The sequence below is a fragment of the Bradyrhizobium sp. CCBAU 45384 genome, assembly GCF_028128665.1.
Lineage (GTDB): Bacteria > Pseudomonadota > Alphaproteobacteria > Rhizobiales > Xanthobacteraceae > Bradyrhizobium > Bradyrhizobium manausense.
The window spans coordinates 493,608-511,088 of the sequence record NZ_LBIZ01000118.1; the positions used below are offsets into that span (position 1 = coordinate 493,608).

Genomic DNA, 17,481 nt, shown 5'->3' on the forward strand with positions numbered 1-17,481 from the left:
GTGACGCCCATAGTGTGCGCCCATAAAGGCCGCTCGGCGAGCCATTTGTGGGCGATTTGACTGGGAACTTACCCTGCCGGACATTTCCGCTTCACTTCGAAAATCGGCGTACAGCAAACGACCCGCTCGTTCTCGACCACAGACATCGTGCAGTCGAAGTGCGGGTCGGAATTGCCGAACAGCATGTCCCAGACTACGGCGTTGCCGAACTCCCGAGCCGCATCATAATTGGGCAACATCATGCAGCCAACAGCTTCCGGGAGGCCGCCATGGGCATCGCGGATCGAAAAATTGTAGATCATCGGGACGAATGCCTGCGAGTGTGAACTAATCCGGAGCGTACACGCCGGGTCACCTCCTGTGTGTCGATATTGCTCATGACACGCTGCGAACGGAAAGGTAGCACATCGCAATCCTTCAGTTCCAGGTCTGCTGATCTGGGAGTACATCGGAGGCCCATGGAGACCCGTCCGGCGGCTGTCGCTGACGTGACGGCGCGAGGGCGCCCGAGCGGCACGATCGCGATAGAACCCTTATGGGAAAGACCAACGATCGCTGGTGCCTGCGGAGAGACAGGAACGGATCCGTCGTCTGTTCGTTCGCATGCAGAGCGAACTATTGGCTTTTACCGTCTCGTCAGAGAGGTGACTCCGGAGGCCTTTTTTGGTGGGTCAAGAGCGACAGCCGGCGGGACATTTGAGGTTGGCGAACTTCATCCGGCAGAACGAGGCCGCCATCGTCAGGGAGTGGATCGAATTCGCCCGGACACGGTCGCCGGCGAGCGACGGGATGTCGAAACTCGCCCTTCAGGATCATGTCGTCGACATCCTGAAGTTTGTTTCCGCGGATCTCGAGTCCCAGCAGACACCCGCTGAACAGTTCGACAAGGCGCGAGGACATGGAGACAAGAACGGATCCTTCCGCCAAAGCGCCGCGGAAATTCATGCCGCGCTGCGTCTCGCGGATGGATTCGACATCGATCAAATGGTTTCGGAATATCGGGCGTTGCGGGCGAGCGTGGTCAAACAATGGACGGCACGTGCGCCGCTGGTCGAGGCGGACGTCGTCGACCTTACCCGCTTCAACGAAGCGATCGACCAGGTCGTGGCGGAAACGGTCGCGCACTACACGACCACCATCAACAATTCGCGGAACCTGTTCCTCGGCGTTCTCGGACACGACCTCCGCAACCCTTTGAGCGCCGCATCTATGGGGGCGCGCTGGATAGAAAGGTCGTGAGGCGCGGATCCCGCCAAGCAGGCGAAGGTCGTCTCCGATCTCATCAAATCGACCGATCGGGCGACGCGCATCCTGGACGATCTCCTGGATCTCACGCGCTCGTCCTTCGGCACGGAGATCCCGGTCTCGAGATCCCAAACCGATCTGGCCGTCTTGAGCGAGACGATCGCCGACGAGCTGCGCAGCGTCCACCACAACCGGATTATCGACGTCACGATCGAAGGCGATCCGAACGGACTTTGGGATGCCGGGCGCCTCGGCTAGGCGTTGTCGAACCTCATGTCGAACGCCATCCAGTACGGTGACACTTCCAGACCAGTCACTGGGTCGATCGCCGGCCACGATCCGGCGTTCGTGGAGATCAGCGTCCACAATTCCGGCTCGCCGATTCCTCCCGACGTCCAAAAGACCATCTTCGAGTCATGGACGCGCGGCCAGGTGGAGGGGCCCGGAAGGCACCCGCATCTAGGATTGGGACTGTACATTTCGAGGCTGATCGCGGAGGCGCACGGCGGCACGATCGCCGTGACTTCGACTGAAGTCGCCGGGACGACCTTCACCTTTCGGCTCCCAAGAACCTGACATCGCATATCCGACTGTCGGGGCCCGGATCGAGGAACGATTTCCTCCGGCCTTTCTTGCCAGTCACAGACATCCGCCCACTTCGGTTCGGCACGAGGTGTCTGATTGCGCCCTGTTGCCAAGGAAAAGACATGCCTGACCAACCGATCAACGGCCGCGAACCCGATTTCTCGGAAGAAGACCTGCAGCGCGAGCAGTTGGGGCCTCGCGGCGAGCCCGGCAAGGAAAGCCCGACGAAGATGACCCCGCAGCAGGAAAAGAACATGCCGAAAGACGTCGATCCAGGCCATACCGCCTAGCTCTCCAGTGCCGGAGATACCGGCACCGACGCGAAGCCGTCGGCTCGATCGGGCGGCTACTTCGCGAGGGCTGAATCCGCGAAGCAGGCCAGCAGCGTTGCCGGCCCGGGGCGGACTTCGACGCATCCGGCTTGCCGCAGCGTTGCTTCGGTAAACCCGCCGCAGAGCACGCCGATCGTCCGGATGCCGGCCTTGCCCGCTGCCTCGGCGTCGTAGGGTGTGTCGCCGATCGCCACGGCATCTGCGCCTCCGATGCCGAGCTTGCCCAGAGCGACCTCGAAGATGTCGGGTGCCGGCTTGGATTCCTTTACGTCGTCCGAACTGGTCGTGACGTCGACCAGGTCCGCGATGCCGGCGATATCAAGCTACTTTGCAGCAGGTCCGGGACCGCGGAGAAGGGACGCACCAGCGGCAGATATTCGCTCTTGAAGCGCTTGCCGCGCCATTCCTCCATCTGCCTGCCGTGGTCGCGCTGCGCGTCGGCCGTGAGGAAGTGCGGAATCAGCTTGTCGCCGCCCTTGCCGATCTGGCTCCGCGCCTGCTCGAAGCTGACGTCGTGACCGAACTTCACCATGGCTTCGTGCCAGGCGAGCGCGTGGAGATCGACCGAGTCGAGAAGGGTTCCGTCCACGTCGAAGATGGCGGCTTTGAGCATTCAGGATCCTCCGGGGCCGGACCGCCCTGTCTTCGCATACCAGTCGGCGTAGGTCGTGTTCTTCACCATGTGGCGGTTGAGGTCGGGCGAACCATCGTCCCACCAGACGGGGCCTCGCTCACCGAGCGCTCTCTTGGCAAGGTCCACGGCACGATGGGCCGCCGCCTCGGCCTTCGGATCTTCCTGCGCCTTGGCGTCCCGGACAGCCCGCCTGGCCGTCATGAGCCGCTTCGTCAGCTTCGATCGTTCGTCCTCGCCGATGCCGGGGTTGGACATCCGCCAAAGCCGGCCGCGAACGACGAAGTAGCGGCCGTCCGGTGTCACCGGATGCTTCACGCCGACTTCCGCCGGGCCGCTCCGGCCGGCTTCTTCGCAGCCGCTTCCTTCGCGGGCTTCTTGCCGGCGATCGGCATCAGCATTTCCTTCTGGCCGGCCGCCGCCTTCTTCGACTTCTTGGCCGGCTTCTTCTGGGCCTTGGTGTCCGCCGCGGCACCGCCGACGCTCTTGCGCAGCGCGTCCATCAGGTCGACGACGTTCTCGCCGCGCGGGCGCTCCTTCGGGGTGATTGGCTTGCCGGCCCGCTTCTGGTTGATGAGCTCGACAAGGGCGGTTTCGTACTGGTCCTCGAACTTGTCCGGTTCGAAATTGCCGGCCTTCTGCTCGACGATGTGTCTCGCCAGATCGAGCATATCCTTGGTGACCTTGACGTCATCGATCTCGTCGAAATACTCCTTCGGATCGCGGACTTCGTAGGGGTAGCGCAGCAGCGTCCCCATCAGGCCCTTGTCCAGTGGCTCCAGCGCGATGATGTGCTCACGGTTCGTCAGCACTACGCGGCCGATCGCGACCTTGTCCATCTCGCGGATGGTTTCGCGGATCACCGCGAAGGCGTCGTGACCGACCTTGCCGTCCGGACGGAGGTAGTAGGGACGGATTAGATAGCGCGGGTCGATGTCGGTCTTGTCGACGAACTCGTCGATCTCGATGGTACGCGTCGATTCCAGGGCGACGTTCTCGAGTTCTTCCTTCGTGACTTCGATGAAGGTGTCCGTGTCGACCTTGTAGCCCTTCACGATGTCCTCGGTGGCGACCTCGTCGCCGGTGTCGGCATCGACCTTGAGGTACTTGATCCGGTGGCCGGTCGCCCGGTTCAGCTGGTTGAACGAGATCTTCTCAGATTCGGACGTGGCCGGATAAAGGGCCACCGGGCAAGTGACGAGGGATAGTCGAAGGAAGCCTTTCCAGTTGGCGCGGGGGGCCATGAACGCGGTACTCCGGGTGACGGTGCTGGATTCAAGACGAACGGGGCCTGCCGGTTCCGACATGCGTCGCGCCGACCAACAGGAAAATTGGTCAGCCGCCCGCAGCGCGCCCGGGTGCGTCCGAAAACGTCGTGAATCGCCTGTTTTTCGGGTACCTCGTGGAGGTTTTGGTCGGTATTGTCGGGCCGATGAATGTGCTGCCGCAGCCCCTCCGAGATGCAACGTTTTTGGACGCGGCGGACTTGGCCGCGATGGCCGACGCACTGGGCCGGTCGGCGGACTACCGCGTTCTGCGGCGCCTGGTCGCGAGACCGACGTACACCCCCGGCCAACGGGCAGGAGGTCAAGACCGGCGTCCTGCTCGACACCGAAACGACCGGCCTCGATCACCGCAAGGACGAAATCATCGAGCTCGGTATGGTCAAGTTCGACTACTTGGCTGACGGCCGCATCGTCGGCGTCAGGGATGTCTTCTCCGCCTTCAACGAGCCCAGTGGTCCCATCTCGGCCGAGGTGACGGCCCTGACCGGCATCACCGACGAGATGGTGGCCGGTCACAGGATCGACGATACGCGGTCTTGGCCTTCGTCGAAGACGGCGTGATCACGATCGCCCACAACTCCGCTTTCGATCGCAAATTCGCCGAACGGTACTGGCCGGTCTTCGAGGGCATGGCTTGGGGCTGCTCTACCTGAACGGCCGCGACTTGAGGAAGCTTCCTCTCCACCAGCGGAAGGCAGAGCTCAAGAAGATCATCGCTGGGATCGATGTCCAGTTCAGCGAAAGCTTCGAGATCGAGGGCGCCGAGATGTTCGCCCACGCATGCAAGCTCGGACTTGAGGGAGTGGTCTCGAAGGTCCGCGACAGCACCTACGCCAGCGGCCGCGGCAACAACTGGGTGAAGAAGACCTGCGCCCAGCGGGAGACGCTGACCATCGCCGGCTTCGCCCTGGACGGCTCGAAGTGGGACGGCCTCTACGTCGGCCGTCGCAACGGTGACGACCTCGTCTACGCGGGCAAGGTCGACCACGGTTTCGACAAGGCCTCCACCGCGGAGCTTCGGAGACGTCTGGAGCCGCTCGTCCGGAAGACGCAGGCATTCGCGAAGCGGGTCGCGCACAAAGGCGTCTGGGTCGAGCCCAAGCTGAAGGCCGAGGTCGAGTATCGCGCGAAGTCGGCCGAGGGGAAGGTTCGGCACCCGTTCTTCAAAGGGCTGCGCGAAGACCTTTGAACAGCCTGTTGATAGCCTCACTGATGTCGGCTTCCACGCATCATGCGGACATAGCACGGATTACGGTCGAACGCCGCTAGTGACCCTGGCTGTGTGGCCGCGTGCCGACCTAACCGTTTGCACGCACCCAAGACCCATAGCGGAACTGTCGATCAGCTTGATCTTTTGAAACAGGTCGAGTCAAGGATGCCTTAGACTGCTGTTCAGAAGAGGGGCAGATAGTGAAGTTGCACACTAACGCTCATGGCGGCTCTTTCTTGTAAACAAAATTGCATCTCGGGATAGCACCGAAGCACGCGCCGGACGCGGGTGCTAAGGCTCAAACATGATTTGGGCGAGTGCGCTCTCATTACATGAGAGGAATATTCCGTCGCTCATCCCGGCTTATTCCTGAGGGGCAATCTCGAGGTCGTCTTGATCGCGGCCTTCCCTGCGCCCTCTCGGGCAAGCGGGTGGAGCGATCTGGCAAAACTCCGGCGAATCGCGCCGCGAGAACGAGATCGCGCGCGCAGCTCGCTGCCAAAGTTCAGGGACGAGCGAGGATGTCGGACAAGGTCAATGCGAACATCGCGGTCAGGAACACCAGTCCGGCGATCGCGGCGAGCCGGATCAGCGGCTTGGCAGAGGCCAGCTCCATGAACAGCAGGACCACGAGCATCGATTTGGCGATCGCGATGACGATGCCGCTCGCGGTCGTGATCCGCCCCATGGGAATGTAGGCGCCGACGAGGCTGAGCAGCAGCAGCGCCATCAGGGCGGCCCAGATCACCAGATTGCGCGTCCACAGGCGGCGGACAGTAGGACCCGAATTGGCTGGCTCGCTCATGACGAACGTCCCGGCAGATAGATCAGCGGATAGAGGAAGATCCAGACGATGTCGACCAGATGCCAATACAGCGCGGTGACCTCGATCTCAGGATTCTCCGTCACCGGAAGCTCGCGGCGGAGCAACACCCAGACCAGGCGGCCGACCAGCGCAATGCCGATCGACAGGTGGATGGCGTGGACCGACGTGACCAGCCAATAAAATCCATAGAACAGCTGCGCTGCTCGCTCCGGTAGCGCAAATCCCGCCCCCGGGACCAGATGCTTGTCCATGTCTTCCTTATATTCGAAGCCCTTGATGACGATGAAGGCGAGGCCGAGCAGCGCAGTCAGCATCAGGCACGCGATCACCAGCCGCCGCAGCCGCGCGTAGCTCTCCGCGCCTTGCGCGGCGACCGCCATGGTCAGGCTGCTGGTCAGCAGCACCGCGGTGTTGATCGTGCCGTACCAGATGTTCGTCTCGCGGCCGGCCGCGACAAACGCCTCCGGATGCTCGATCCGGCAGACCATGTAGGTCAGCATCAGGGCGCCGAAGAACAGCGTCTCGCTGGCGAGGAACACCCAGATGCCGAACTTGCCGGCCTCGCGCTGGCGGGCGAAATCGAGCCAGGGCTCGCGCAGCGATGCGGTTTCGTCACTCATTGCGTCTCTCTCGCGTTCTGCATTTCCGGCGGATCGGTCCCCGCCGACATGCCCTCGGTGTGATAGTCGTAGGGCGCCCGGTCGACCCGTGGCTGCCAGTCGAAATTCTTCGGCGGCGGCGGCGAGCTCGTGGTCCACTCAAGGCCCGTCGCGCCCCACGGATTCCTGGCGGCCTTGCCGCCGTAGAACAGCGACCAGGTCAGATAGCCGAGCGGCAGCAGATAGGCGACAGCGAGCACTGCGGCGCCGGCGGACGACATCACGTTGTAGATCTGGAATTCCGCCGGATAGGTGTGATAGCGCCGGGGCATGCCGAGATAGCCCACGAAGAATTGCGGCAGGAACGTCATGTTGAAGCCGGCATACATCAGGATCGCGGCGAATTTCGCCCAGCTCTCGGGATAGAGCCGGCCCGTCACCTTCGGCCACCAGAAATGCAGGCCGGCGAAGAACGCCGAAACCGAGCCGCCGACCATGATGTAGTGGAAATGGGCGACCACGAAATAGGTGTCGGTGACGTGGACGTCGACCGGGATCGAGGCGAGGAACAGCCCGGAGAGGCCGCCGGTGGTGAACAGTCCGACGAAGCCGAGCGCATACAGCATCGGGGATTCGAAGCTGATCTGCCCGCGATAGAGCGAGGCCGTCCAGTTGAACACCTTGATGGCCGACGGCACGGCGATGATGAAGGAGAGGAATGAGAACACCAGGCTCGCCAGCGGCGACTGGCCGGAGACGAACATGTGGTGTCCCCAGACGAAGAAGCCGATGCCGGCGATCGCGAGCATGGCATAGACCATGAAGTCGTAGCCGAAGATCCGCCGCCGCGCGAAGCAGGGGATGATCTCGGACACCACGCCCATGGCCGGCAGCACCATGATGTAGACCGCCGGATGCGAGTAGAACCAGAACAGGTGCTGGAACAGGATCGGATCACCGCCGCGCGTGGGATCGAAGATCGGCAAGCCGAAGACCCGCTCGGCGATCACCAGCAGCAGCGAGATCGCGAGCACGGGCGTTGCGAGCACCATGATCAGCGACGTCGCGTAGATCGCCCACACGAACAGCGGCAGCCGGAACCAGGTCATGCCCGGCGCGCGCAGCATGTGGGTGGTGGCGATGAAGTTGACGCCGGTGGCAATGCTGGCGAAGCCGACCACGAACACGCCGGCGGCCGCCGCGAACACGTGGGTGTTGGAGAATATCGAGGAATAGGGCGCGTAGAACGTCCAGCCGGTGTCGACGCCGCCGGCGACGAGGGCGTAGACGGTGAACGCGCCGGCCGCGATGGTGAGGTACCAGCTGAACAGATTGAGGCGCGGGAAGGCGACGTCCGGCGCCCCGATCATCAGCGGCAGCAGGAAGTTGCCGAAAGTGTTGGGGATCGACGGCACCAGGAAGAACCAGACCATGATGATGCCGTGGAACGAGAACAGCTTGTTGTAGCTGTCCGAGGTCATCAGCCAGCCATTGGGCTGGAACAGTTCGAGCCGCACGGCGGTTATCGCGGCGCCGCCGAGGAAGAAGAAGATGGTGATGGTCACCGCATAGAGGATCGCGATGCGCTTGTGGTCGGTGGTCGAAAGCCAGGACCAGACGGTCGAGCCGTGGCGCAGATAATCCGGGCGCGGCGGCAGCGGCAGCTCTCCGGCGAGCAGGGCATCAGTCATTGGGCGGCTCCTCCCCGAGTGAGCGGATAAAGGCGGTCAGACTCTGTATCTCGCCGTCGTCGAGCAGCCCCTTGAAGCTCGGCATGATCGGCTCGAAGCCGGCGACGACGTCGCGCTTCGGCTGCAGGATGGAGTCGCGGAGATAGGCATCGTCGGCGGTGACGGTGCGCCCGTCGGCGAGCTGGACCGCGCGACCATAGAGGCCGGCAAGGCGCGGTGCGTGAACGTTGGAGGAGGCGGCATGGCAGCCCGAGCAGCCCTGCGAGACGAACAGTTTGGCGCCTTCATGGGCGAGGTCGTCGCCTTCCGGCTGGTGGGTCAGCCATTTGGCATAATCCTCCGGCCGCATGACGACGATCTCGCCGCGCATCGCCGAATGGTTGGTGCCGCAATATTCGGCGCAGAGCAGCGGGAAGGTGCCGGTCTTGCTCGCCTCGAACCAGATGTCGGTGTCCCGGCCGGGCACCACGTCCTGCTTGACGCGGAACGCGGGCACGAAGAAGGAGTGGATCACGTCCTGCGAACTCATCAGCAGATGCACCGGCTGGTGCAGCGGCACGTGCAGCGCGTTGATCTCGCGGGCCCCGTTCGCGTGCTGCGTCTTCCACATCCACTGCTTGGCGACCACGTGGATCTCCAGCGCATGCGGCGGTGCCGCGAGGCTGCTGAGGTCGGCGGAGGAGGCCCACCAGAACAGGAAGGCGAAGGTGAGGAGCGTCGCGAGCGTCCAGCCGATCTCGAGCTCGCGGCCGAGAATCTCCGGCATCGGGCCGCGCTTCGCCTTCGATCCGCGCCGGTAGCGCACGGCGAACAGCAGGATCAGCCCGAACACCAGCGCCACAGTCGCTCCGGACAGCACCAGCAAGAGGTAGAAGATGTGATCCACCGCGACGGCGTGCGTGCTGGCCTCGGGCAGGCTGAACAACGAGTTCATGCCGAAGCTCCGCGGCGTTTGCCGCGCACCAGCAGCAGCCCGATCAGCCCCGCCATCGCGGCGACCGTCGCGGCCCCCATCAGCTGCAGGATCGTGGCGATCCTACTGGTATAGATGCCGTGCACCGCATCGAAGCCATAGCACAGCAGCGCGATCCGGCCGGGGAGTCCGCCGATGCGTCCGTCGCCGGCCTCGAGCAGCGCGAGGCGCAGATCGGCGGGCTGCAGCGCGAGGCTGGAGAGCGAGCGGACGACGTGGCCGTCCGGTGCGAGCGTGACGAACGCGGCTGGATGAGAAATGGCGTCGCGGCTGCGGTCGAACGCGATATGATAACCGATGCTGTCGAGCAGCGTGCGAACAGCCTCGTGTGATCCGGTCAGGACGGAGGTCCCGGCCTGTCCGATCTGCCCCTCGGTGAAGCGCCGCGCGTCATCGCGGCTGTCGCGCGGATCGATCCCGACGATGACGAGGCTGTAGTCGCGACCCGCGGCGAGCCCGCTCTGCTGCAACGCAGAGCTGGCGATCGTCAGCGCCGGCCCGCATATCTGCCGGCAGGTGAAGTCGGCCGGGATCAGCAGCGTCGGACGCCCGGCGATCGCATCGACGATCGACACGGGACGACCGTCGAGACCGGTGAATTGCAAGGCGAGCGGGACATGCGCATCGGCTCGCGGATCGAAGGCGACGCGCCCGATCTCCTGCTCGGTCAATCCGGCCCGCGCGAGCGCTGGCCACAGCACCAGCGACAGAACGAGGAGAGCCCGCCTCATGGCTTGCCTCCGTTGGCAGGGGGCGGTTGAGCGTCGCGATCCCCGATCGCATCATAGGCATGCGGGCCACGGCCGGCGACGAGCTCCATCGCCTGATCGATCGGGATGCGCGCCTGTTTGTGATCGCGATCGACCCAGGCATAGCCGGAGAGCCGGGCCTGCTGCTCGGCCTCGAAGCGCGCGAGGTCGACCTGCGGGGATGTCTGCAACGCCGGCGCCGGAAACCGCCGCTCCACGCGCGGGAAGAAGGCGCTCGGCACCTGCGCGTTCAGAAACAGCAGGACGCCCGCAATCGCGGCCGTCACGAACAGCAGGAAGCCGCCGACGACCGCCAGCACAACGCGGTTGTCGACGTCGGGCGGCTGCGGCAGCGCGCGATGTCCCATCTCCTCAACCGGCATGGCGCCCGCCTCCGAATGCGAGGCCTCGACCGAACAGCATGGAAGACGCGGTCAGGATGACGAGCGAACCAAGGCCGGCCAGGGCGACGGCGGGTTGCCGGGCAAACGCGGGCAGGATCAGCCAGGCGAAGTGCAGGCCGGTCCCGAGCAGCAGGAGAACACTGACGGCACGCAGGCCGGCACGGCTGGCGCGTACGCCCGCGAGCAGAAGCATCGTGAACGGCAGAACCGCGCCAATAACGAAGGTTGCGATCAGCACCGCAGCCCATGTGTCGCTGCCGCGCTTGAGGAACCACGCCGCCTTGTGCGGCAGATCGCCATACCAGGCGACCACGAAAGTCATGTAGTTGATATAGACGACGCCCAGCAGCGTGGCCATCAGCAGCTTGCCGATATCGCTCCTCGCCCGGCCTGCGACATTGGCGATCCCGACGACGCCCAGCACGGCGAGCGCCGCCAGCAACTGCTGGATCGCGATCATCGATGCGAAGGCGGTGGACACGTAATGCGGCTCGACCGACAGGAACCAGTCGATCGCGACCATGCTGATGGTGAGCCCGAAGAAGGCGAGGCCGAGCCCGGCCAATAGCCTCCCGCCGAAGCCGGACGCAAAGATCAGCGCAAGAACCGACCATCCCGCCAGCGTGACCACCGCGCGCAGGATGAAGGATGCCTGACTCAGATACCAGGCCGCGACATCCGGCTTGATCTCGCCGGGATCCGCAGCCCAAGGATAGACTGCCGGCAGTGTGGCGAGCACCGGAACGAAGGCGATGGCAACGAGCGGCATCATGGCGGCGAGCGGACGCAGGACCGGTGCAGCGGCAATGCCCCAGACCCCGCCGGTCAGGCGGTGGATCAGCAGCAAATTCATGCTGCCGACCGGGGCGCAGCTCCAGATGGCGAACGCCAGCAGCCAGCCCTGCAGCAGGGGTGGATAAATAGCCAGGCGCCCGAGAACGAGCACCAGCGCGGCCGTGAGCGTCAGCAGCGCAAGCCCGGCCGCCGCATGCCGGTTGCCGAATGCCGACAGAGTCTGCCTATGCGATGCCGCGATCATGGCAGCTTGCTCCTCAGCTGCGGGACCTCGGTCATATCGGTCCGCTGCGACTGCTGAAGCGCGCGGATATAGGCGATGATGGCCCAGCGGTCGCGCGGCTCGACGCGCGCGGCATAGGAATACATCGCGCCGTAACCGTTGGTGATCACGTCGAGGAAGTGCCGGGCGTCGGCGGCGCGCAGCCGGGTCGAATGAAACGACGGCGGGGCGGGAAAGCCGCGCTGCACGATCATGCCGTCACCATGGCCGGAGAGTCCGTGGCAGGGCGAACAGTAGATGCCGAAACGCTCGCGGCCGCGCGCCAGCAGCGCCATGTCGACGGGCGGCGGCGTCGCGACCTGCCGCGCGCGATCGAGCTCGCCCTGCGCGACCGCGCCCTGTGGCGGGACCTGGGCCTCGGTGCCGTCCCTGAACAGCGCCGCCTTCGTAAACGTGCCGTAGCGGTTCTGCTGCGTCATCGAGTGGTCGCCGCAGCCACCGAGCGCGGCGGGCAGCATCATCAAGCAGAGCAGCCGGCGGATCGTCATGGCGCGCGCAGCTCCGTCACCACGACCGCGCCGGCCTCGGTGAGTACCGTCCGCAAATCGCTGGGATCGGCTTCGGAGGCGGCGACCAGGATGTAGCGATCCTGGGTCGCGCGCTCGAAGCCCGGGATTTCGAACAGGGCATCGTGCAGCCGCGGCAGGCGGCACGACCGCAGAAAGGCGATCACGCCGGTGAGGGCGGCGGCAAACACGCCAACCTCGAAGGGGACCAGCAGGAACACCTGCCAGGAATTGAGCGGCCGGCCCCCGCTGTCGATCGGATAGTCGATCACGGCGCTGTACCATTGCAGGCCGAACGCGAAAGCGGCGGTCGCAAGCCCGCCGATCAGCATCGCCACCCTTATCCGCGAGCGATCGAGGCCGAGCTGTTCCGCCAGCCCTTCGATCGGGTAGGGCGTGAAGGCGTCCAGTGCGGCATGGCCCGTGCTCTTCACGCGCCGCAAGGCCGCTTGCAGTGTTTCGGCGTCGAGGAACTGCGCCACCAGGGTCGCGGTCATGCGGCGGCCTCCTCGTGGGCCAGTTCGCGCATGTCGAACATCGACACGCTCGGGATCAGCCGCATGAAGAGCAGGAACAGGAAGGCGAAGAAGCCGAGCGGCGCGATCAGAAAGCTCCAGTCCCAGAACGTGAAATGGAAGCTGCGCCACAGCGCGGGCATGTAGCCGTGTGACAGCGTGTTCCAGACGATCAGGATGCGCTCGAGCCACATTCCGATGTTGATCGCGATGGCGACAAGGATGAGCACCGGCAGCGACCGTCTCGCGAACGGCCACCACAGCAGCTGCGGCACGAGGCAGTTGCAGGTCAGGAGCGCCCAGTACAGCGGCGCATAGGTGCCGGTGAATTCGAAGTGGACCACAGCGCGGTCGGCATGCTCGCCGCCATACCAGCCCATGAACCATTCGGTCGCGTAGGAATAAAACATCACGATGGAGGCCATCAGCAGGATGCGGGCCATTGCGTCGAAATGCCGGGGCGTGATGATCGCCTCAAGACCGAGCCCCCAGCGGATCGCGGCGGCGAGCACGACGACCATCGCGAAGCCCGAATACATCGCGCCGACCACGAAATAGGGCGGGAAGATGCTCTCCTGCCAGCCGGGCATGAGGCTCGCGGCGAAATCGAGGCCGACGATCGAATGGACCGAACAGACCAGCGGCACGCCGAGCGCCGCCATCGTGCTGTGCAGCGTCTGGAGCCGCGACCATTCCCGCGCCGAGCCGCGCCAGCCCAGCGCGAATGCGCCGTAGACGAGCTGGGCCCCTCGCCGCGGCGCGCGGTCGCGCAGGGTGGCGAGGTCGGGGATCAGGCTGACGTACCAGAACAGGATCGAGAACAGCAGATAGCTGACGATGGCCCAGAAGTCCCAGACCAGCGCGCTGCGCCATTGCGGCCACAGCGCCATCGTGTTCGGATAGGGCGCAAGCCAGTAGGCATAGATCGGCCGGCCGAGATGAATGATCGGCATCAGCCCGGCGATCGCGACCGCGAACAGCGTCATGGCTTCCGCAAAGCGGTTGATCGAGGCTCGCCATCGCTGCCTGGTCAGCAGCAGCATCGCCGAAATCAGCGTGCCGGCGTTGCCGATGCCGATCCACCAGACGTAATTGGCGATGGCCACGCCCCACACGATGGTGGAGTTGACGCCCCAGATGCCGATGCCGCGGTAGAACAGCCAGACGATCGCGACCAGCAGCCAGAGCACGAACGGCGCGGTGGCGAGCAGCGCGAGCCACCACCGTTTGCCGAATCCGGTGAACAGGGGGTCAGCGATGGCCTGGGTGATCGCGACGTCGTCGGCGCGCTCCGCCGAAATCCAGCGATGCGCGGGCGGCTGCTGCGGCACGAGGACTTGGCTCATGTCTACTCCTCCGCGGGATTGCGCAGGTCGGCCAGATAAGTGGTCCGCGGCCGCGTGCCGAGATGCCCGAGCAGGGCATAGTGGCGCGGATCGGCCTTATCGCGATTGATCTCGGCATCGGTGTGGTTGAGGTCGCCAAAGCTGATGGCGCGCGTCGGGCAGGCGTTCTGGCAGGCGGTACGCACCTCGTCGGGACCGAGCGTACGATTGTCGCGCTCCGCGCTGCGCCGCGCGCCGCTGATCCGCTGGACGCAATACGTGCACTTTTCCATCACGCCGCGGGCGCGAACGGTCACTTCCGGATTCTTCTGCCCGCGATAGGAGTCCGCGCCGAGATTGGCGTACTCCTCGCCGTCGGCGTAGCCGAAGAAATTGAAGCGCCGGACCTTGTACGGGCAATTCGCCTCGCAGAAGCGGGTCCCGATGCAGCGATTGTAGACCTGCCCGTTGAGGCCCTCGTGATCGTGCACGGAGGCCGCGACCGGGCAGACCGGCTCGCACGGCGCATGCTCGCAGTGCATGCAGGGGACCGGCTGGAAGCCGAGTGGCCTCCCGTTCGCGGCCCCGTGATCGTAGACATCGACGCGCATCCAGTGCATGTCGCGTCCCATCGCGATCTGCTCCGGTCCCACGACCGGAACGTTATTCTCGGCCTGGCACGACACCACGCAGGCATTGCAGCCGATGCAGACCGACGTATCGATCACCATCGCCCAGGCATGGCCGTCGCTCGACTGGATGGTTCGCGGCATCAGGCTCGGCGGGTCGTCCGAGGCTGCCGCGGCCGGCGTATGGCCGAGCTCGTACAGCGGATAGAGTTCGCGAACGTCGTCCGGCGTCCGCACCACGTTCTGCGTCGTGAGGATCGGCTCCCGGCGGCCGGTTCGCGTGACCGAGACGCCCGCAATGCGCCAGCGATTGTCGGCGCTTCGCAGCGCATAGGCATTGGCGCCGACGCCATTGCCGATCGCGCCCGCGCTGTGCCGGCCTCCGCCGAGCGTGAGCGTGCCGACGCCGGCGGCGGCCCCCGGTTCGGTCAGAACCGGCACGTCGAGCGTTCGGTCGCCGGCGCCGATCGTGACGATATCGCCGGAGGCGATGCCGAGCCTTGCCGCGTCGTCGGGATGCAGCGCGAGCGCATTGCCCCAGACCTGCTTGGTCAGCGGCTTGGGGCACTCCTGCAGCCAGGCGTTGTTGGCGAAGGAGCCGTCCCACAGGCAGGGATCGGAACGCAGGACCAGGGTCATGCCGCCGGCGTGCGTGTCCTGCGCGTCGCCGCCCGGCATCGGCAGTAGTTGCGGGGCCGCGCTGACGGCGGCGGCGCCGGGCCCGGCGATGACGCCGTCGTGCAGCGCCTGCTTCCACCACGCCTCGAAATCGCCGGTGGCCGCGCTTTGCCAGGTCTGCCGCACCAGGTCGTAGGCGCTCGCATCCTGCTCCCCGGCGAGCCAGGCCAGCAGCTCGTGAACGCCGTGGCTGCCGTAGAGCGGCCGGATCAGCGGCTGGACGATGCTCGCGGTGCCGTCGCTGGCGCGCAGATCCGACCAGGCTTCGAGCGCATGATGCTGCGGAACATGCCAGGTTGCGAGTGCCGCCGTCTCGTCGACATAGTCGCCCATATGCAAACGGAACGGCGCCTGCTGCAGCCGCGCCCCGAATTGCAGATCGGCCGGCGCGTCATAAACAGGGTTCGCGCCGACGATGACAAGCTGGCGCACGCGCCCCGCCGCGAGATCGCCCGCGAGCTGTTCGAGGGTGGCGGCCTGCTGGCCCGACGGCGTGCGATCGATCGGCTCGATGAGACGGACTGGTGCATCGATCTGCGCGTTGATCCAGTGAACCAGCGCATGGATCTCCTTCGACAGCGTCGGTCCCGCCATGACGAGCGCTGCGCCCTTGTGGGCGCTGAGGTCCGTCGACATCTTGCGCAGCAGCGCGCGCTCGCGCTCGGGGAGCTCCGTTGCCCCTCGAGCTTCACCGAGCTCCCCCGCCAGACTCATCGCGAAGCGTTCGATGGCCTCGGGTCGCAGTGCCAGCCGCTGGTCGGCCTTGGCGCCTGTCAGCGTGAAGCCGCTTTCGAGGCAATAGAGACGCGAGAAGCTGTTGGCATCGCTTCGGCCTTCGGCGAAGCCGCGGCCGTGCCGGATCTGGTCGGGCCCGTGCCCGATCGGATCGGCATCCAGCGCAGCGATCACGCGCGCCTTGGCGAGGTCGGCGACGCCGCGAAGCGGCCGGCCATGCGCGAGCTGGCTGCCCTGGCGCGCGTTGTCGTCGTCGGTCGGGTCGTAGGCGTGCCACGCCGCGGCGGGGAACGCCTGGAGCAGGGCATCGATCTGGCGGAGCGCGGTCGGCGATGTGGTGCGGCCGGTCAATAGCCGCAGGCCGTCGCCCTGACGATTGCGGGCGTCGGCGAGCTGGCTTGCCAGCGCACCTTGCAGCGCTTCGCGCGACGCAATGGCGCCGTCATGAAGGATGGTGCGCGAGCGGTCCGGATCGTAGAGCGACAGCACCGCGGCCTCGGCGAACACGTCGGTGGCGCCGAGACTGCCGGGATGGCGCGGATTGCCTTCCACCTTGATCGGCCGTCCGTCGATCGCGGTGACGATGACGCCGCGCCCTAGTCCGGCAAGTCCGAGCGTCGTCGCGAATTTCAGCGGCTCGCCGGGAACGATCCGTTCCGGCATCCGGACATAGGGGAGGATCTGCTGGTCCGGCTTGCTGCAGGCCGCGAGGCTGCTGGCCATGCCGGTCGCGAGCAGGCTGAGGGCCTGGCGCCGGTTGAGCTTGCTGCGCCGCGCCGGTTCGGGCCGCGTCGGCAGTTCGGTCAGCGGTGGCATATCGTGCAGTCCTTCAGATGGTCTGTGTGGATGTGATAGGTGGCGGCGAGCCTCGCGCCGGCCTCGGCCTGGTCCTTCGGGGCGTGCCAGTTGGGGTCGAACACCGCCTCGGCGGGACGCAAATGCGGCGCGGGGTTGCGATGGCAGTCGAGGCACCATTGCATCGTCAGCGGCGCCGCTTGCCGCATCAGCCGCATCTGTCCGACCTCGCCATGGCAGGTCGTGCAGCCGACGCCCTTGGCGACGTGAACCGAATGATCGAAATAGACGTAGTCCGGCAGCCGGTGGACGCGCGTCCATGCGATCGGCTGGCCTTTGGCGAGGCTCTCGCGCACCGGCGCCAGCATCCGCGCGTTGGTCCAGATCTGCGAATGGCAGGTCATGCAGGTCTCGGTCGGCGGCATGCCGGCAAAGCGCGCCTTCTCGACCGAGGTGTGACAATAGCGGCAGTCGAGCCCGAGCCCTGAGACATGATGCTCGTGGCTGAACGGCACGGGCTGGTTCCGCGTGACGTTCTGGTCGGTCGCATAGGGCGAGCGCATCAATTGATAGGACAGGCCGACGGCCAGCACCGGAGTTGCTCCAATCGCCGCGATCACCAGCATGGCGATCGTGTTCGCGCCGGGACGAAAAAGCTGCATCCGTCGGCCCCCTGCCGTAGCTGTGCC

At 65.5% G+C, this 17,481-nt stretch carries 19 protein-coding genes and 2 pseudogenes; 5 read left to right on the forward strand and 16 right to left on the reverse strand.

What is annotated here, in order from left to right:
• Nucleotides 1-68 precede the first annotated feature (68 nt).
• A complete protein-coding gene (locus tag XH80_RS36120) occupies nucleotides 69-302 on the reverse strand; it encodes a hypothetical protein (RefSeq protein WP_271602719.1) in 234 nt (77 codons plus the stop codon).
• Nucleotides 303-702: 400 nt separating this feature from the next.
• Here XH80_RS36120 and XH80_RS36125 point away from each other — a divergent pair, with 400 nt between their 5' ends.
• The 3 genes from XH80_RS36125 to XH80_RS36135 all read left to right on the forward strand — a co-directional run bounded on the left by XH80_RS36125 (nucleotide 703) and on the right by XH80_RS36135 (nucleotide 2,120).
• Nucleotides 703-1,239, forward strand: a complete 537-nt coding sequence (locus XH80_RS36125) for an RsbRD N-terminal domain-containing protein (protein ID WP_271602720.1) — start codon at nucleotides 703-705, stop codon at nucleotides 1,237-1,239.
• 279 nt (nucleotides 1,240-1,518) lie between these two features.
• Nucleotides 1,519-1,821, forward strand: a complete 303-nt coding sequence (locus tag XH80_RS36130) for a sensor histidine kinase (RefSeq protein WP_271602721.1) — start codon at nucleotides 1,519-1,521, stop codon at nucleotides 1,819-1,821.
• 131 nt (nucleotides 1,822-1,952) lie between these two features.
• Nucleotides 1,953-2,120, forward strand: a complete 168-nt coding sequence (locus tag XH80_RS36135; protein ID WP_271602722.1) for a hypothetical protein — start codon at nucleotides 1,953-1,955, stop codon at nucleotides 2,118-2,120.
• A 56-nt stretch (nucleotides 2,121-2,176) separates the two neighbouring features.
• Here XH80_RS36135 and XH80_RS36140 read toward each other — a convergent pair.
• The 3 genes and pseudogenes from XH80_RS36140 to ku form a co-directional block, all read right to left on the reverse strand.
• Nucleotides 2,177-2,775, reverse strand: a pseudogene (locus tag XH80_RS36140) (HAD family hydrolase).
• The gene (locus XH80_RS36145) at nucleotides 2,776-3,111 is read right to left on the reverse strand and encodes a hypothetical protein (RefSeq protein WP_271602723.1); all 336 of its coding nucleotides are present in this window, start codon (nucleotides 3,109-3,111) and stop codon (nucleotides 2,776-2,778) included.
• A complete protein-coding gene (gene ku / locus XH80_RS36150; RefSeq protein WP_271602724.1) occupies nucleotides 3,108-4,037 on the reverse strand; it encodes a non-homologous end joining protein Ku in 930 nt (309 codons plus the stop codon). Before ku ends, XH80_RS36145 begins: the two co-directional genes overlap by 4 nt.
• Before the next feature lie 216 nt (nucleotides 4,038-4,253).
• Here ku and XH80_RS36155 point away from each other — a divergent pair, with 216 nt between their 5' ends.
• Nucleotides 4,254-4,640, forward strand: a complete 387-nt coding sequence (locus XH80_RS36155) for an exonuclease domain-containing protein (protein ID WP_271602725.1) — start codon at nucleotides 4,254-4,256, stop codon at nucleotides 4,638-4,640.
• A 79-nt stretch (nucleotides 4,641-4,719) separates the two neighbouring features.
• Nucleotides 4,720-5,268 (forward strand): annotated as a pseudogene (locus XH80_RS36160) (ATP dependent DNA ligase); the annotation flags it as partial.
• A 526-nt stretch (nucleotides 5,269-5,794) separates the two neighbouring features.
• Here the strand turns inward: XH80_RS36160 and XH80_RS36165 are convergent.
• From XH80_RS36165 to XH80_RS36220, 12 genes are read right to left on the reverse strand one after another with little or no spacing between them, the layout of a single operon-like run.
• Nucleotides 5,795-6,094, reverse strand: a complete 300-nt coding sequence (locus XH80_RS36165; protein ID WP_271602726.1) for a cytochrome C oxidase subunit IV family protein — start codon at nucleotides 6,092-6,094, stop codon at nucleotides 5,795-5,797.
• A complete protein-coding gene (locus XH80_RS36170) occupies nucleotides 6,091-6,735 on the reverse strand; it encodes a cytochrome c oxidase subunit 3 (RefSeq protein ID WP_271602727.1) in 645 nt (214 codons plus the stop codon). The genes XH80_RS36165 and XH80_RS36170 overlap by 4 nt, the downstream gene beginning before the upstream one ends.
• Nucleotides 6,732-8,405 (reverse strand): cytochrome c oxidase subunit I, encoded by a 1,674-nt coding sequence (locus XH80_RS36175; RefSeq protein WP_271602728.1) that lies wholly within the window; start codon nucleotides 8,403-8,405, stop codon nucleotides 6,732-6,734. Before XH80_RS36175 ends, XH80_RS36170 begins: the two co-directional genes overlap by 4 nt.
• Nucleotides 8,398-9,339 carry a cytochrome c oxidase subunit II gene (gene coxB / locus XH80_RS36180; protein WP_271602729.1) on the reverse strand — a complete coding sequence of 314 codons (942 nt, stop codon included), beginning with the start codon at nucleotides 9,337-9,339 and terminating at the stop codon, nucleotides 8,398-8,400. The genes XH80_RS36175 and coxB overlap by 8 nt, the downstream gene beginning before the upstream one ends.
• Nucleotides 9,336-10,049: an SCO family protein gene (locus tag XH80_RS36185; RefSeq protein WP_271602730.1), complete on the reverse strand. Its 714-nt coding sequence runs from the start codon at nucleotides 10,047-10,049 to the stop codon at nucleotides 9,336-9,338. The genes coxB and XH80_RS36185 overlap by 4 nt, the downstream gene beginning before the upstream one ends.
• 56 nt (nucleotides 10,050-10,105) lie before the next feature.
• Nucleotides 10,106-10,510: a hypothetical protein gene (locus tag XH80_RS36190; protein ID WP_271602731.1), complete on the reverse strand. Its 405-nt coding sequence runs from the start codon at nucleotides 10,508-10,510 to the stop codon at nucleotides 10,106-10,108.
• The gene (locus tag XH80_RS36195) at nucleotides 10,500-11,570 is read right to left on the reverse strand and encodes a hypothetical protein (protein WP_271602732.1); all 1,071 of its coding nucleotides are present in this window, start codon (nucleotides 11,568-11,570) and stop codon (nucleotides 10,500-10,502) included. The genes XH80_RS36190 and XH80_RS36195 overlap by 11 nt, the downstream gene beginning before the upstream one ends.
• Nucleotides 11,567-12,091 (reverse strand): c-type cytochrome, encoded by a 525-nt coding sequence (locus XH80_RS36200; RefSeq protein WP_271602797.1) that lies wholly within the window; start codon nucleotides 12,089-12,091, stop codon nucleotides 11,567-11,569. The genes XH80_RS36195 and XH80_RS36200 overlap by 4 nt, the downstream gene beginning before the upstream one ends.
• A 2-nt stretch (nucleotides 12,092-12,093) precedes the next feature.
• Nucleotides 12,094-12,612 carry a DUF3341 domain-containing protein gene (locus XH80_RS36205; RefSeq protein WP_271602733.1) on the reverse strand — a complete coding sequence of 173 codons (519 nt, stop codon included), beginning with the start codon at nucleotides 12,610-12,612 and terminating at the stop codon, nucleotides 12,094-12,096.
• On the reverse strand, nucleotides 12,609-13,976 hold the full coding sequence (nrfD, locus tag XH80_RS36210) for an NrfD/PsrC family molybdoenzyme membrane anchor subunit (protein WP_271602734.1): 1,368 nt from the start codon (nucleotides 13,974-13,976) through the stop codon (nucleotides 12,609-12,611). The genes XH80_RS36205 and nrfD overlap by 4 nt, the downstream gene beginning before the upstream one ends.
• A gap of 2 nt (nucleotides 13,977-13,978) precedes the next feature.
• Nucleotides 13,979-16,813 carry a 4Fe-4S dicluster domain-containing protein gene (locus XH80_RS36215; RefSeq protein ID WP_271602735.1) on the reverse strand — a complete coding sequence of 945 codons (2,835 nt, stop codon included), beginning with the start codon at nucleotides 16,811-16,813 and terminating at the stop codon, nucleotides 13,979-13,981.
• The gene (locus XH80_RS36220; RefSeq protein ID WP_271602736.1) at nucleotides 16,801-17,454 is read right to left on the reverse strand and encodes a cytochrome c3 family protein; all 654 of its coding nucleotides are present in this window, start codon (nucleotides 17,452-17,454) and stop codon (nucleotides 16,801-16,803) included. Before XH80_RS36220 ends, XH80_RS36215 begins: the two co-directional genes overlap by 13 nt.
• Nucleotides 17,455-17,481 lie beyond the last annotated feature (27 nt).

Excerpts from the sequence above, each read along its gene's own strand:
- XH80_RS36190 (WP_271602731.1), bottom strand. The coding sequence starts at position 10,510 with ATGCCGGTTGAGGAGATGGGACATCGCGCGCTGCCGCAGCCGCCCGAC.
- ku (WP_271602724.1), bottom strand. The coding sequence starts at position 4,037 with ATGGCCCCCCGCGCCAACTGGAAAGGCTTCCTTCGACTATCCCTCGTC.
- XH80_RS36155 (WP_271602725.1), top strand. The coding sequence starts at position 4,254 with ATGCAACGTTTTTGGACGCGGCGGACTTGGCCGCGATGGCCGACGCAC.
- XH80_RS36175 (WP_271602728.1), bottom strand. The coding sequence starts at position 8,405 with ATGACTGATGCCCTGCTCGCCGGAGAGCTGCCGCTGCCGCCGCGCCCG.
- XH80_RS36130 (WP_271602721.1), top strand. The coding sequence starts at position 1,519 with ATGTCGAACGCCATCCAGTACGGTGACACTTCCAGACCAGTCACTGGG.
- XH80_RS36165 (WP_271602726.1), bottom strand. The coding sequence starts at position 6,094 with ATGAGCGAGCCAGCCAATTCGGGTCCTACTGTCCGCCGCCTGTGGACG.
- XH80_RS36170 (WP_271602727.1), bottom strand. The coding sequence starts at position 6,735 with ATGAGTGACGAAACCGCATCGCTGCGCGAGCCCTGGCTCGATTTCGCC.
- XH80_RS36205 (WP_271602733.1), bottom strand. The coding sequence starts at position 12,612 with ATGACCGCGACCCTGGTGGCGCAGTTCCTCGACGCCGAAACACTGCAA.
- nrfD (WP_271602734.1), bottom strand. The coding sequence starts at position 13,976 with ATGAGCCAAGTCCTCGTGCCGCAGCAGCCGCCCGCGCATCGCTGGATT.
- XH80_RS36135 (WP_271602722.1), top strand. The coding sequence starts at position 1,953 with ATGCCTGACCAACCGATCAACGGCCGCGAACCCGATTTCTCGGAAGAA.
- XH80_RS36195 (WP_271602732.1), bottom strand. The coding sequence starts at position 11,570 with ATGATCGCGGCATCGCATAGGCAGACTCTGTCGGCATTCGGCAACCGG.
- XH80_RS36220 (WP_271602736.1), bottom strand. The coding sequence starts at position 17,454 with ATGCAGCTTTTTCGTCCCGGCGCGAACACGATCGCCATGCTGGTGATC.
- XH80_RS36215 (WP_271602735.1), bottom strand. The coding sequence starts at position 16,813 with ATGCCACCGCTGACCGAACTGCCGACGCGGCCCGAACCGGCGCGGCGC.
- XH80_RS36120 (WP_271602719.1), bottom strand. The coding sequence starts at position 302 with ATGATCTACAATTTTTCGATCCGCGATGCCCATGGCGGCCTCCCGGAA.
- coxB (WP_271602729.1), bottom strand. The coding sequence starts at position 9,339 with ATGAACTCGTTGTTCAGCCTGCCCGAGGCCAGCACGCACGCCGTCGCG.